11 protein-coding genes are annotated in these 14,011 nt (G+C 71.1%); 7 read left to right on the top strand and 4 right to left on the bottom strand.

Going from position 1 to position 14,011, the window contains the following annotated elements:
• Positions 1-96: 96 nt before the first annotated feature.
• The 3 genes from C7S10_RS06730 (at position 97) to C7S10_RS06740 (ending at position 3,839) form a co-directional block, all read left to right on the top strand.
• Positions 97-2,076 carry a pre-peptidase C-terminal domain-containing protein gene (locus C7S10_RS06730; protein ID WP_133176452.1) on the top strand — a complete coding sequence of 660 codons (1,980 nt, stop codon included), beginning with the start codon at positions 97-99 and terminating at the stop codon, positions 2,074-2,076.
• Positions 2,077-2,121: 45 nt separating this feature from the next.
• Positions 2,122-3,228 carry a GuaB3 family IMP dehydrogenase-related protein gene (locus tag C7S10_RS06735; protein ID WP_108343639.1) on the top strand — a complete coding sequence of 369 codons (1,107 nt, stop codon included), beginning with the start codon at positions 2,122-2,124 and terminating at the stop codon, positions 3,226-3,228.
• Between the two features lie 194 nt (positions 3,229-3,422).
• Positions 3,423-3,839, top strand: coding sequence for a GNAT family N-acetyltransferase (locus C7S10_RS06740; RefSeq protein WP_207769262.1), 417 nt, complete (start codon positions 3,423-3,425; stop codon positions 3,837-3,839).
• Between the two features lie 3 nt (positions 3,840-3,842).
• On the opposite strand, the gene C7S10_RS06745 is transcribed toward C7S10_RS06740, so the two are convergent.
• Positions 3,843-4,667, bottom strand: a complete 825-nt coding sequence (locus C7S10_RS06745) for a pseudouridine synthase (RefSeq protein ID WP_423802708.1) — start codon at positions 4,665-4,667, stop codon at positions 3,843-3,845.
• A 234-nt stretch (positions 4,668-4,901) separates the two neighbouring features.
• Between C7S10_RS06745 and C7S10_RS06750 the strand changes: the two genes are divergently transcribed.
• From C7S10_RS06750 to guaA, 3 genes are all read left to right on the top strand, one after another.
• Positions 4,902-6,518: a succinic semialdehyde dehydrogenase gene (locus C7S10_RS06750; RefSeq protein ID WP_108343642.1), complete on the top strand. Its 1,617-nt coding sequence runs from the start codon at positions 4,902-4,904 to the stop codon at positions 6,516-6,518.
• Positions 6,515-8,293, top strand: a complete 1,779-nt coding sequence (locus C7S10_RS06755) for a GMC oxidoreductase (RefSeq protein ID WP_108343643.1) — start codon at positions 6,515-6,517, stop codon at positions 8,291-8,293. Before C7S10_RS06750 ends, C7S10_RS06755 begins: the two co-directional genes overlap by 4 nt.
• A gap of 252 nt (positions 8,294-8,545) precedes the next feature.
• On the top strand, positions 8,546-10,129 hold the full coding sequence (gene guaA, locus C7S10_RS06760; protein WP_108343644.1) for a glutamine-hydrolyzing GMP synthase: 1,584 nt from the start codon (positions 8,546-8,548) through the stop codon (positions 10,127-10,129).
• An 84-nt stretch (positions 10,130-10,213) separates the two neighbouring features.
• Here guaA and C7S10_RS06765 read toward each other — a convergent pair whose 3' ends face one another.
• Genes C7S10_RS06765 through C7S10_RS06775 form a run of 3 tightly spaced genes read right to left on the bottom strand, consistent with a single transcriptional unit; the run spans position 10,214 to position 12,153 of the window.
• Positions 10,214-10,855 (bottom strand): fasciclin domain-containing protein, encoded by a 642-nt coding sequence (locus C7S10_RS06765; protein ID WP_108343645.1) that lies wholly within the window; start codon positions 10,853-10,855, stop codon positions 10,214-10,216.
• Positions 10,856-10,882: 27 nt separating this feature from the next.
• Positions 10,883-11,620, bottom strand: a complete 738-nt coding sequence (locus C7S10_RS06770; RefSeq protein WP_108343646.1) for an anti-sigma factor — start codon at positions 11,618-11,620, stop codon at positions 10,883-10,885.
• Complete coding sequence (locus C7S10_RS06775; RefSeq protein ID WP_207769263.1) at positions 11,617-12,153, bottom strand: RNA polymerase sigma factor; 537 nt, start codon at positions 12,151-12,153, stop codon at positions 11,617-11,619. Before C7S10_RS06775 ends, C7S10_RS06770 begins: the two co-directional genes overlap by 4 nt.
• Positions 12,154-12,292: 139 nt before the next feature.
• Between C7S10_RS06775 and C7S10_RS06780 the strand changes: the two genes are divergently transcribed.
• Complete coding sequence (locus C7S10_RS06780) at positions 12,293-14,008, top strand: sodium:solute symporter family protein (RefSeq protein ID WP_108343648.1); 1,716 nt, start codon at positions 12,293-12,295, stop codon at positions 14,006-14,008.
• Positions 14,009-14,011: the final 3 nt, after the last annotated feature.

Here is a 14,011-nt window from a genome sequence, read left to right on the forward strand (position 1 = left end):
TAGGTTGCAGGAGTCAGGGAACGGGGCCCTGGGACCACGCACCACAGATCGGCCGCATCGGCTTCGTTCCGGGTTTCTCTCGGGAGGAGCGCACCTGTGCGCAGATCAATCATGGCCGCGACCGGCATTGCCGGCGTCCTCGGCCTGACCATGCCGGCGATGGCGGTGGGGGCAGCGGAGGGCGACGCCCTCACCCCGACGCAGCAGTCGGCCCTCGACCTGGGCCTCCAGGTCGCACCCAAGGGTGGTGGGGGAGCGGCGAGCCTGTCGCCCGCCGTCAACCCCAACCCCTACCTCGCCAACCTGCCGGACATCTCCAGCGCCGACTACTGGTCGTGGAACAAGAAGATGGACGCCGCCGCGGCCAAGCGTGCCGACTCGGCCAAGCTCGCCGCCAACCGGCAGGCCGCGCTCGCGGCGCCGAGCGTGCCGCCGTTCGTCTACGACGAGCAGGAGCCCGCCGGTGTGGTGGGCACCAACGACTCGCACCCCGACGCCGAGCCGATCGACGGCTTCGGTACGGCGGCCACGCGCAACCAGCGCGTGCGGATCCTCGGTGAGCTGGCCGCCACCGCGGCCCCGGCCACACGCGCGATCACGACGACGGAGGACCAGGGCTCCATCCCGCTGGCCACCGACGCCGCGATCCCGGCCACGGGTGGCCGCGTGACCACCACGTCCGTGCTCGGCGACGGTCCGCACGGCAGCGCCGGCACGGGCAGCAACGACTTCGACTTCTACGAGGTGGAGCTCGGAGCCGGCCGCACCCTGACCGCGTCCACCATCGGCAGCCCGTCGACGACCGACACGATCCTCGTCGTCTTCGACGCCGCCGGCGAGCCGGTCGCGGCCAACGACGACGCGTCCTTCGGCGTGCTGGCCAGCCAGCTGTCCTACAAGCCGCCGGCGCCGGGCACCTTCTACGTGATGGTCGGCGGCTACTCCTCCGACCCGCTCCCGGCCGACCCCAACGACTCCGGCAGCGGGTCCGGTGGCGCCGACGAGGGCAACTACAACCTCGCCGTCGCGTCGCAGCAGCTCGACGCCGACTTCTACTCCGTGCGCCTGCGGCCCGGCGACACCATCGGCGCGACCAGCGGCGGCGGGGCGACCGGGCTGACCGTGCGCACGCCGGCCGGCGAGCAGCGCGTGGGCGGCATCGAGACGGACGCCTCGTCGCTCTACCCGCCGACCTCGCCGCTGCCGGGTGGTGGCAACACGACCATCGCGTACGTCGCGGAGGAGGCCGGGTGGTACTCCGTCGAGGTCAGCGGCCTCGTCGGCGACTACGAGGTGACGGTCGAGGGCTACCGCCCCGGCACGCAGGGTGACCGCGGCCGGACGCAGACGGTGCTCCTCGACTTCGCGCCGGGCCGGGTCAACACCGGCACGTGGGGCGGTCCGGGCGTGCGCAGCGTCTCGCCGTTCGCGTCGTTCGTCCCGCTCTGGGGCATCCCGCGCGCGTCGGCCCGCCAGGTCGAGAACAAGGTCCTGGCCGGGGTGAAGGCCAACCTCGACGCCGAGCTCGAGGCCGGCGGCCTCAACCCCAACGTCAACGTGGAGGTGCTCAACGCCCGGACCAACCCCGAGCTGATCGGGCAGGAGAACGTGTCCCACATCTACGTCGCGGGCACGATCGCCGAGTCGGGCATCAGCACGATCGGGATCGCGCAGTACATCGATCCGGGCAACTACGGCCACCAGGACGAGGCCATCGTGCTGCTCGACGTCCTCAGCGCCCCGGCCGGGCCGGCGTCCTCGCTCAACACGTTCATGACCGCGGCGAGCGACCGGGTGAAGTTCGTGTCGGCAGCCGTGTCCAACGTGGTGGCCCACGAGGTCGGTCACACGATCGGCAACTACCACACCGACAACGCCGACGAGGTCGGGAACATGATGGACAGCGGTGGCGCCAACTTCGCCACCAACCTCTACGGCGTGGGCCCCGACGGCATCGGCGGCACCGCCGACGACGCCAACGTCGCCTTCGTCACCGACACCTATGCGCCGGTGGAGGGCTTCACCGGCCTGGAGAACACGTTGAACGTCAGCGCCTGGGCCTACTCCGGACGCTGACCTGCTCGGCACGCGGGGCAGTCCTGCACCGATAGGCTGCCCCGCGTGACTGAGATCGAGATCGGCCGAGCCAAGCGCGCCCGCCGCGCCTACTCCTTCGACGACATCGCGATCGTGCCCTCGCGGCGCACCCGCGACCCCGAGGAGGTCAGCACCGCCTGGCAGATCGACGCCTACCGCTTCGAGCTCCCCGTCCTGGCCGCGCCGATGGACTCGGTGATGTCACCCGAGACGGCCATCGCCTTCGGCAAGCTCGGTGGGCTCGGCGTCCTCAACCTCGAGGGCCTCTGGACGCGGTACGACGACCCGTCGGGACTCCTCGAGGAGGTGGCCGGCCTCCGCGGCAGCGACGCCACCCGCCGCATGCAGGAGATCTACACCGAGCCGATCAAGGCCGAGCTGATCACCGCCCGCCTCCAGCAGATGCGCCAGGCCGGGGTCACCGTGGCGGGCTCGCTCTCACCGCAGCGCACCAAGGAGTTCGCCAAGGCCGTCGTCGACGCCGGCGTCGACATGTTCGTCATCCGCGGCACCACCGTCAGCGCCGAGCACGTGTCCTCGCAGGCCGAGCCGCTGAACCTCAAGGAGTTCATCTACGAGCTCGACGTGCCGGTCATCGTCGGCGGGTGCGCGACCTACCAGGCCTCGCTGCACCTCATGCGCACCGGCGCGGCCGGGGTGCTCGTCGGGTTCGGCGGGGGAGCGGCCCACACGACGAGGACGGTGCTCGGCGTCGCCGTACCCATGGCCTCGGCGGTCGCCGACGTCGCCGCCGCCCGGCGCGACTACCTCGACGAGTCCGGCGGTCGCTACGTCCACGTCATCGCCGACGGCTCCATCGGCCGCTCGGGCGACGTCGCCAAGGCCATCGCCTGCGGCGCCGACGCGGTGATGGTCGGTTCGCCCCTCGCCCGCGCGACCGACGCTCCGGGCCACGGCTTCCACTGGGGCGGCGAGGCCCACCACCCCGACCTGCCGCGCGGCGAGCGCGTCGAGTTCGGTCGGGTCGGCACGATGGAGGAGATCCTCTTCGGGCCCTCCCGCGTCGCCGACGGCACCATGAACCTGATCGGCGCGCTGCGCCGCTCGATGGCCACCACGGGCTACCTCGAGCTCAAGGAGTTCCAGCGCGTCGAGGTCGTCATCGGCTGATGACCACGGCCGTTCCCAGCACCGTCGAGGCGGTGTCGACCCCTCCTTGGTTCCACCAAGGCCTCGTCGAACGGCTCGGGCAGCGCGTCCGCGCATGAGGACCCAGCGCTACCGGACGGTCGGGTGGTCGTGGCGCGCCCCGGGCAGCCGTACGGTCCGGTAGCGCCGAGGCGAGACGTGCCACCATGCGGATCGTGACCCCACGGATCGTGACCAGTGCCGCCGACCCGGCCCTCGACCAGCGGCTCTCCCACGAGCTCGACCGCTTCAACGCGGCGGCTGTGCCCGGCCCGTCCGCGGTCGAGCTGACGGTGCAGGCGCTCGACGGTGACGAGCTGCTCGGCGGGGTCAGCGGCTGGACCTGGCAGGAGGCGGCCGGGATCGGCATGACCTGGGTCCGTGAGGACCAGCGCGGGACCGGGGTCGGAGCGCGGCTGCTCACGGCCTTCGAGGACGAGGCGCGCACCCGTGGCGCGCGCCGGGTCTTCGTCACGTCCTTCACGTTCCAGGCGCCGGGCTTCTACGAGAAGCACGGCTACCGCGAGATCTTCCGCTGGGACGGGATGCCGGTCGACGGCCAGGCCGACGTGCACTTCCGCAAGGACCTCTGAGGGCTAGGGCGGCGCCAGCGGCAGGACCCGCGAGCTGACGAAGCGGCGCGGCGAGCCGTCGACCGGGTCGGTGAAGGCCAGCTCGGCGGCGAGCAGCTGGAGCGGGGTCGAGAAGTCGTCGACCTCGGTCTCGCGCACGACGGGGTAGAGCGGGTCGCCGACGATCGGGATGCCCAAGCCGGCCAGGTGCAGGCGGAGCTGGTGCGTCCGCCCCGTCCGTGGGGTGAGGCGGTAGACCGCGAGGTCGTCCCCGATCCGCGACTCGAGCTCGACGAGGGTCTCGGCGTTGACCGGCTCGTCCGGCACCACCTCCGCCTGCCAGGAGCCGCGGACCTTGCGGATGTGGTCGCGGACGGTCGTGGGGAGCTCGAGGTCGGGACGGTAGGGCGCGACGGCGCGGTAGGTCTTGCGGACCGTCCCGTGCTCGAACATCACCTGATAGGGCCCACGCCACTCGCGCGAGACCGCGAGCAGCAGCAGCCCCGACGTGATGCGGTCGAGGCGGTGCAGGGTCGAGAGCTCCGGCAGCCCGAGCTCGTGGCGCAGCCGCACCACCACGCTCTGCAGGACGTGCTGGCCGCGCGGGATGGTCGAGAGGAACGGCGGCTTGTCGACCACGAGGATCCGCTCGTCGCGGTGGACCACCTCGAGCAGGCCCGGCACCTCGACCTCGTCGCGCAGGTCGCGGTGGAACCAGACGAAGGTGTGCGGGCGGTAGGGGTCGCTCGCGGCGACCGGCCCTCCGTCGTCGTACACGAACCGGTCGGTCGCGAGGAACCCGTCGACGTCGACGTGCGACGGCAGCTTGTGCCGCAGCCAGTCCGCCATCGTCTCCCACCGGTCGGCTGGTGCGAGGTGCCGGTCGGGCGTGCGCACCCAGGCCGCGCTCAGCCCGTGGCGGGCGGGCAGCGGTGAACGAGGGGGCACGCCACCACCCTGACAGGGCGCGGGTCGGGCCCACCAACCGAGACGGTCGTTTGACAAATGGGTGGCAGGTGTCAAATGGCGGGACGGGGTGACTGGCGGGTAGCAACGGTGCGGCCCGCGGCCTACGCTCGCTGCATGAGCGAGCAGACCCCCGCCTCCGGCCACCTCGTCGACGGTCCCTCGGACCCCGAGCACGACCCGGCGGCGTCCTACGCCCTCGAGCCCGACTACGTCGCCAACCTGACCCGGCGCGTGGTCAGCACGTCCGGGCAGACCGCGCCGGTCCACTCGCCGCTCAACGGGCAGCCGATCGCCCACATCCCCCAGTCGAGCACCGACGACGTGGCCGAGGCCTACGCCCGGGCCCGGCGCGCGCAGGCCGCGTGGGCGCGCACCCCGATCGACGACCGCGCCGCGATGCTGCTGCGCCTGCACGACCTGGTGCTCGACCGCCAGGACGAGATCATCGACCTGATCGTGCTCGAGTCGGGCAAGGCCCGCAAGCACGCCTTCGACGAGCCGATGCACGTCGCGCTCACCGCTCGCTACTACGGGCGTACGGCGCACGCCCACCTCGACACTCAGCGCAAGCTCGGCGTCGTGCCGGGCCTGACGCGGGTCGAGGTCAACAGCGTGCCCAAGGGCGTCGTCGGCATCATCTCGCCGTGGAACTACCCCTTCACCATGGCGCTGTGCGACGGCCTGCCCGCCCTGCTCGCCGGCAACGCCGTGGTCGCCAAGCCCGACGCGCAGACCATGCTCTCGGCGCTGCTCGGCGCCCAGCTCCTCGAGGAGGCCGGCTTCCCCGAGGGCGTGTGGAACGTCGTCGCCGGCGTGGGGCGCGAGATCGGCACGCCGATGATCGAGCGCTCCGACTACATCTGCTTCACCGGCTCCACCGCCACCGGCAGGCTGATCGCGACGCAGTGCGCCGAGCGCCTGATCGGGTCCTCGCTCGAGCTCGGCGGCAAGAACCCGATCCTGGTGCTGCGCGACGCGCACATCGAGAAGGCGGCCGAGGGCGCCGTACGCGCGTCCTTCTCCAACGCCGGCCAGCTCTGCGTCTCGACCGAGCGGATGTTCGTCGCCGACCAGGTCTACGACCGCTTCGTCGAGCGGTTCGTCGCCCGCACCGAGGCGATGTCGCTGGGCGCCTCCATGGACTGGGGCGTCGACATGGGCACGCTCATCTCGCAGGCGCAGCTCGAGACCGTGCAGGCGCACGTCGACGACGCCGTCGCCAAGGGTGCGCGGGTGCTCGCCGGCGGCAAGGCGCGTCCCGACCTCGGGCCGTTCTTCTTCGAGCCGACCATCCTCGAGGGCGTCACCCCCGACATGACCTGCTTCGGCCAGGAGACCTTCGGCCCAGTCGTCTCGGTCTACCGCTTCCACGACGAGTCCGACGCCGTCGCCCGCGCCAACGCGGGGGAGTACGGCCTGAACGCCTCGATCTACACCCAGGACGGTGACCGGGGCCGCGCGATCGCCCGCGAGATCAGGTGCGGCACGGTCAACATCAACGAGGCCTTCGGTGCCACGTTCGCCAGCATCGACTCGCCGATGGGCGGCATGCGCGAGTCGGGGATGGGCCGCCGCCAGGGCGCGGAGGGCATCCACCGCTACACCGAGTCGCAGGCCGTCGCGACCCAACGCGGCCTGCGCTTCGCGCCGATGTTCGGGATGTCCGACGAGGCCTACGCCAAGGTGATGACCGCCAACCTGCGGGTGATGAAGAAGCTGGGCCGGGCATGAGATCCCCACGGCGTTCTTCGCCTCCCCCGCTTCGCTCCTCCGCCGAACAACGCCGCGAGGACCCCGGGCGGACCCACTACGACGTCCTGGTCATCGGGTCCGGCTTCGGCGGCTCGGTCACCGCGCTGCGACTGACCGAGAAGGGCTACACCGTCGGCGTGCTCGAGGCCGGCGCCCGCTTCGAGGACGATGACTTCCCGGAGAACGGCGGCGACGCGAAGAAGTTCATCTTCCGCCCCGAGCTCGGGATGTACGGCATCCAGCGCATCGACATCGTCAACGACTGCTTCATCCTCGCCGGCGCCGGGGTGGGTGGCGGGTCGCTGGTCTACGCCAACACGCTCTACGAGCCCCTCGAGAAGTTCTACCAGGACCCGCAGTGGGCCCACATCACCGACTGGAAGGGCGAGCTCGCGCCCTACTACGACCAGGCCAAGCGGATGCTCGGCGTCGCGGAGTACGCCCGCACCACCCCGGCCGACGTCGCCATGAAGAAGGTCGCCGACGAGATGGGCGTGGGCGACACGTTCCACCCGACGCCGGTCGGCGTCTTCCTCGGCGAGCCGGGCCAGCAGGAGGGCGAGCGGGTCGCCGACCCCTACTTCGGGGGCGTCGGGCCCGACCGCAACACCTGCACCAACTGCGGCTCCTGCATGACCGGCTGTCGCCACAACGCCAAGAACACGCTGGTCAAGAACTACCTCCACCTCGCCGAGCAGGCGGGTGCGGTCGTCCACCCCCTCACCACGGTCACCGACGTGCGCCCGCGGCCCGACGGCGGCTACGAGGTCACGGCCCGCTGGACCAAGGCGAAGCTGTCGCGCAAGGACGCCGTGAAGACCTTCACGGCCGACCAGGTCGTCTTCTCCGCGGCGGCGCTCGGCACCCAGAAGCTGCTGCACCGGCTCAAGGCCCAGGGCTCGCTGCCGGCCGTCTCCGACCGTCTCGGCGTGCTGACCCGCACCAACTCCGAGGCCATCTTGTGGGCGACCGCCAACGACGACGAGGTCGACTGGAGCGACGGGGTGGCGATCACGTCGTCGTTCCACCCCGACGAGCACACCCACGTCGAGCCGGTCCGCTACGGCCCCGGCCGCAACATCATGCCGCTGATGGCGACCGTCCTCGTCGACGAGATGGAAGGCGAGCCGCGCTGGCGCACCTGGGCCAAGGAGATGTGGCGCCAGCGCAACGGGCTCAGGGACCTCTACTCCCTGAACACCTGGTCGCGCCGCACGGTGGTCGCCCTGGTCATGCAGACCCTCGACAACTCCATCACCACGGTGTGGCGCCAGCGCGGCCGCGTCGGCTACATGTCGTCGGTGCAGGGCCACGGCGCGCCCAACCCGACCTACATACCCGCCGCCTACGAGGCCGTACGCCGCCTGGCGCGCGTGATGAGGGCCAGGCAGGCGTACGGCGCGGTCGGTGAGCCGCTCGGCATGCCGCTGACGGCCCACTTCATCGGTGGCTGCGCGATCGGCGACTCGCCCGAGACCGGCGTCGTCGACCCCTACCAGCGGATGTACGGCCATCCCGGCCTGCACGTCGTCGACGGGTCGGCGATCTCGGCCAACCTCGGGGTCAACCCGTCGCTGACCATCACCGCGCAGGCCGAGCGGGCCATGGCCTACTGGCCCAACAAGGACGAGCGCGACACGAGGCCCGAGCTCGGTGCGGCGTACCAGCAGCTCGTGCCGGTCGAGCCGAAGAACCCGGTGGTCCCGGTGGACGCACCGGCCGCCCTGCGCCTGCCCATCGTCGGCGTCAGCTGAGCTCCTCGGAAGTCGTTCCCATCCGAGCCGGCGTCGGTTCCGAACTTTGTCCGTCCGTGCCGTAACCCCCTCCACGAGGGGTCGTTGGCACGGGTGAGAGACCCGGCGGAATCGCTCCCTCCCAGTGGTCGGGACTCTCTGCCCCAGCTCTGTCTTCAGCAGCTCGGGACTTCCAGGGCCCGACTTCCTCCCTCCCCGTCGGGCCCTGGTGCCATTTGAGCCGCGACGCGCTGCGCTCGGTACCCTTCGGGGGTGACCGCGACCCCTGACCACGACCTCGTCCTCGTCGTCGACTTCGGTGCCCAGTACGCCCAGCTGATCGCCCGCCGGGTCCGCGAGGCGCGGGTCTACTCCGAGATCGTGCCGCACACGCTCCCGGTCGCCGAGATGCTGGCGCGCAACCCCAAGGCGATCATCCTCAGCGGCGGCCCCTCGTCGGTGTACGCCGACGGCGCCCCCGGCATCGACACCGCGATCTTCACCTCGGGCACCCCGGTCTTCGGCATGTGCTACGGCTTCCAGCTGATGGCCTCCGGGCTCGGCGGCGAGGTCGCCCACACCGGTGCTCGGGAGTACGGCCGCACGCCCGTCGCCGTCACCACCCCCGGCACGCTGCTCGCCGGCATCCCCGAGGCGCACAACGTGTGGATGTCCCACGGCGACTCGGTGGCAAGCGCGCCGGCCGGCTTCACCGTGCTCGCCTCGACCGACGTCACGCCGGTCGCGGCGTTCGAGGACGTCGATCGCGGCCTCGCCGGCGTGCAGTGGCACCCGGAGGTGCTGCACTCCGAGCACGGTCAGCAGGTGCTCGAGCACTTCCTGCACGAGATCGCCGGCTGCCGCCAGACCTGGACCATGGTCAACATCGTCGAGGAGCAGGTCGAGCGCATCCGCTCCCAGATCGGCGAGACCGGGCGCGCCATCTGCGCGCTGTCCGGCGGCGTCGACTCCGCCGTCGCGGCCGCGATCGTGCAGCGCGCCATCGGCGACCGGCTGACCTGCGTCTACGTCGACCACGGGATGATGCGCAAGGGAGAGACCGAGCAGGTCAGGCGCGACTTCGAGGAGGTCTTCGCCGCCCTCGACGTGGTCGACGCCTCCGACCAGTTCCTCGACGCCCTCGCGGGGGTCCACGACCCCGAGGAGAAGCGCAAGATCATCGGCCGCGAGTTCATCCGCACCTTCGAGGCGGCCGAGGTCCGCGTCTTCGGCGGCCTGGCCGCGGGCTCTGCCGACGACCGGGCCACCGCCTGGCTGGTCCAGGGCACCCTCTACCCCGACGTCGTCGAGTCCGGCGGCGGCGCCGGCACCTCGACCATCAAGTCCCACCACAACGTGGGCGGGCTGCCCGACGACCTGCAGTTCGAGCTCGTCGAGCCGCTGCGGACGCTGTTCAAGGACGAGGTCCGCGCCGTCGGCGAGCAGCTCGGCCTGCCCTCGACCATGGTGTGGCGCCAGCCCTTCCCGGGTCCCGGCCTGGGCATCCGCATCATCGGCGAGGTGACCCGCGAGCGGCTCGACCTGCTCCGCGACGCCGACGCCATCGCCCGCGAGGAGCTGACGCGGGCGGGGCTCGACCGCGACATCTGGCAGATGCCGGTCGTGCTGCTGGCGGACGTCCGCTCGGTCGGCGTACAAGGCGACGGCCGCACCTACGGCCACCCGGTCGTCCTGCGCCCCGTGACCTCGGAGGACGCGATGACCGCCGACTGGGCCCGGCTGCCCTACGACGTGATGGAGCGGATCTCGACCCGCATCACCAACGAGGTCGCCGACATCAACCGCGTCACCGTCGACATCACCTCGAAGCCGCCCGGCACCATCGAGTGGGAGTGAGTCGCCCGACCTGAGGGCCCCGGCACAGCGCCAGGCCCCCGGGTGGGGCGTCCCGGGGGCCTGGCTGAGGGTGCTGCGGTGAACTCAGAGGTCCAGCGGACGCAGCACGCGGTCGATGCCGTGCGCGATCTGGCGGTTGCCCTTGTTGATGTCCAGCGCGATGACCTTCGGGTCCTTGGAGTCGGGGTCCTGGTCGACCAGCGTCACCGACGTGTTCTTGCCGGAGCCGGACACCTTGACGGTCACGGTGCCACCCTGCGCGGTCTTGATCGCGGCGCCGTCGGCGGCCACGACCTTGGAGGAGTCGAGCGTCTTGCCCGCCACCACGTGGTAGAGCAGCACGGTCTCGATGGTGTCGATGCCGGCGTTCTTGGCCAGCCAGGTGGTGACCTTCTTCTCGCTGCTGAACTTCTTCCCGCTCAGGTCCTGCGCGAGGAGCTTGAACGCCTTGTCCGTGGGCGCGAAGGCGGTGAGCTTCGTCTTCCCGTCGGCGAGCACGGCCACCGGCGACTTCTTGTCGTTGGCCAGCACCGCGGTCACGGCGGCCTCGAGGATGTCGAAGTCCTTCCAGTTCTTGTCGAACTTGCTCCCGTCGGAGGCGAGCACCTCGGCGAGGCTGGTCGTCCCGGCTCGCTCGGCCTGCTGGGAGGCCTGTGCGGGCGCCGCGGCCAGGGTCGTCGCCGACACGGCCAGGGCGGCCACGGAGCTGATGAGTGCCTTCTTCATGGGTGTTCCTTTCCTAGGGGGTGGGTTTCATGCGTAGACAGCGCGGAGGACGGAGCGGGGCGAGTGGCCCGGGTCGCCGTCGTCGGACTCGAGGCTCACGTCGACGGCCGAGTAGGCCGCGAGCAGGGCGGGAGTGACCTCGAAGGAGGCGGTGCCGCCGGGACCGACCTGGCCGAGCGGCAGCATCTTGTTGGTCTCGGGGTCGAGCAGCCAGGCGTAGTAGAACTCGCCGCGGCGGGCCGGGCGCAGGTGGTCGGTCTCGATCGTCATCTCGGCCGTGTCGCCGTGCTCGGTCATGCGCACAGTGCCCCCCGCAGTGCCCTCCACCGGCGTCAGGACCGCCGAGACGGTGGTCCCGGTCGGCGTCGGCGCGGGGGTGTCGCTGGTCGGGGGGACGGCGACCGGCGGCCGCTCGCCCGGACGGTCGGCCACGACGTAGCCGCCCGTCCAGGCGGCGGCCACGACCGCTGCCGCAGCCAGTCCGGCAGCGATCCGGTTCCGCGTGCGCGCCATCGGCGGCATCTCGCGCAGCGGGGGCAGTGCCGGCAGGGCGCGATCCTGCTCGACCGGCACGGGCCTGGGGGACTCGGGGGCGAGCGTGCGCGCGCTGCTGGTGATGAGCGCGTGCCCGGTGATGGTCGGGGTCAGCTCGCGGCGACACTCCTCGCACTCGTCGAGGTGGTCGGACGCCTCGAGGATCTCGCGGTTGGTGAGCTCGCCGCGCAGCAGCGCGAGCAGGTCCGGGTGGTCGGTCGGCGCCGTCATCGGACACCTCCTGTCTCTCGCATGGCACCCGCCAGGTGCTTGGTGCCGCGCGCGGCGCGGGCCTTGACCGTCCCGATCGGGACGGCCAGACGCTCGGCGATCTCGCGCTGGGTCAGTCCGTCGTAGTAGGCGAGCAGGAGGACCTCGCGCTCGTGCTCAGGCAGCTCGCGCAGGGCCGCCTGGACGTCCGCGGCGTCGGCCAGCTGCGAGACCGTGTCACGACCGTCCTCCCCGACGAGGTCGCGCAGCGACGCGACGTCGACGACCGGGTGGCGACGCGCCCGCAGCGTGTCCACGGCCCGCCGGTGGGCAATGGTGAAGAGCCAGGTGGAGAAGCGCTGCGTGCTGTCATAGCGGGCCGCGTGGCGCCACACGTCGAAGAAGGTCCGTTGCAGGACGTCCTCCGCCTCGTCGGGGCCGACGTGGCGCTGGAGGAAGGACAGCACGCTCGGGCCGTAGAGGGCGTAGACGTCCTCCAGAGCTGCCTCGTCGTGCTGGGCCAGTCGTGCGCCCAGTGCCTCTCCGTGGTCCACATCAGTAATTCGTACAGAGGGCCGCCAGCGGTTGCACGAACTTTCAACTTTTCCCGGATCGTCCGACGGGGGGTGCCGGAGGTGAGGAGGCAGGTCTAGGTTGGCCGGTGGCCCAACCCCAGTCTCGGAAGGCAGACACATGTCGTCGGACACCCTCATCGACGCCTCTTGGCTCGACTACCTGCTCGTCGCCATCTACTTCGGCTTCGTGCTCGGCATCGGGGTCATGGCCCGACGGTCGGTGTCGGACTCGATCGACTTCTTCCTCTCGGGCCGCTCGCTGCCGGCTTGGGTGACGGGCCTGGCGTTCATCTCGGCCAACCTCGGCGCGGTCGAGATCATGGGGATGTCGGCCAACGGGGCGGAGATCGGGCTGCCGACCGTGCACTACTTCTGGGTCGGCGCGGTGCCGGCGATGCTGTTCCTCGGTGTCGTGATGATGCCGTTCTACTACGGCTCGAAGGTGCGCTCCGTGCCGGAGTTCATGTTCCGCCGCTTCGGCACCGGTGCCCACCTGGTCAACGCCATCAGCTTCGCCGTCGCCCAGCTGCTGATCGCGGGCGTCAACCTCGCGCTGCTGGCCGGCATCGTGCACGCGCTGCTCGGCTGGCCGATCTGGGTCGCGCTGATCGTGGCCGGCGCGATCGTGCTCTCCTACATCACCCTCGGCGGGCTCAGCGCGGCGATCTACAACGAGGTCCTGCAGTTCTTCGTGATCGTGGCGTCGCTGCTCCCGCTCACCCTGATCGGCCTGCACCGGGTCGGTGGTTGGGGCGGGCTGACCGACAAGATCACCGCCGCCGCCGAGCAGGCGCCGGCCGACGGGGGCGTGGCACCCGCCGCCCAGCAGCTCAACTCGTGGCCCGGGCAGGCGCTGGCCGGCTTCGACTCCTCGTTGCTGTCGGTCATCGGCATCGTCTTCGGGCTCGGCTTCGTGCTGTCCTTCGGCTACTGGACGACCAACTTCGTCGAGGTGCAGCGCGCGATGGCCTCCGACTCGATCTCGGCGGCGCGCAAGACGCCGATCATCGGCGCGTTCCCGAAGATGTTCATCCCCTTCATCGTGATCGTGCCCGGCATGATCTCGGCCGTCCTCGTCACCGAGATGGTGGACCTGAAGAACGGCGGCTCGCCGGCCGGCGGTGCGTCGGGCGACGGGGTCGCCTACAACGACGCGCTGCTCCTGCTGATGCGCGACGTGCTGCCCAACGGGTTGCTGGGGCTGGCGATCGCCGGCCTCCTCGCCGCCTTCATGGCCGGCATGGCGGCCAACATCTCGGCCTTCAACACGGTCTTCTCCTACGACCTGTGGCAGCGCTACATCCGCAAGGACCACACCGACGACTACTACCTGCGGATCGGCCGCCTCGCGACCGTCGCCGCGACCGTCATCGCGATCTTCACCGCCCAGATCGCCATGGGCTACGACAACGTCATGAACTACCTCCAGACGTTGTTCGGGTTCTTCAACGCGCCCCTGTTCGCGACGTTCATCCTCGGCATGTTCTGGAAGCGGATGACGCCGACCGCAGGCTGGGTCGGCCTGGTGGCCGGCACGCTGTCCGCGATCGCCGTCGACCGGCTCGCCGCCGCCGGGGTGATCGACCTGCCCGGGCAGGGCGCGGCGTTCCTGGCCGCGTCGACGGCCTTCGTCGTCGACATCGTGCTCAGCGTGGCGGTCTCCCTGGTCACGAAGCCCAAGCCGGCCTCCGAGCTCAAGGGTCTCGTCTACTCCGAGACACCCCGTGAGGACCGCACCGATCCCGACGAGGCCTCGCTGCCGTGGTGGCGCAGGACGGTGCCGCTCGCCGGCATCGCCCTCGCGATGGTCATCGTCCTCAACTTCGCCTTCTGAGAG

It is taken from the genome of Nocardioides currus (assembly GCF_003057875.1).
Classification (GTDB): Bacteria; Actinomycetota; Actinomycetes; order Propionibacteriales; family Nocardioidaceae; genus Nocardioides; species Nocardioides currus.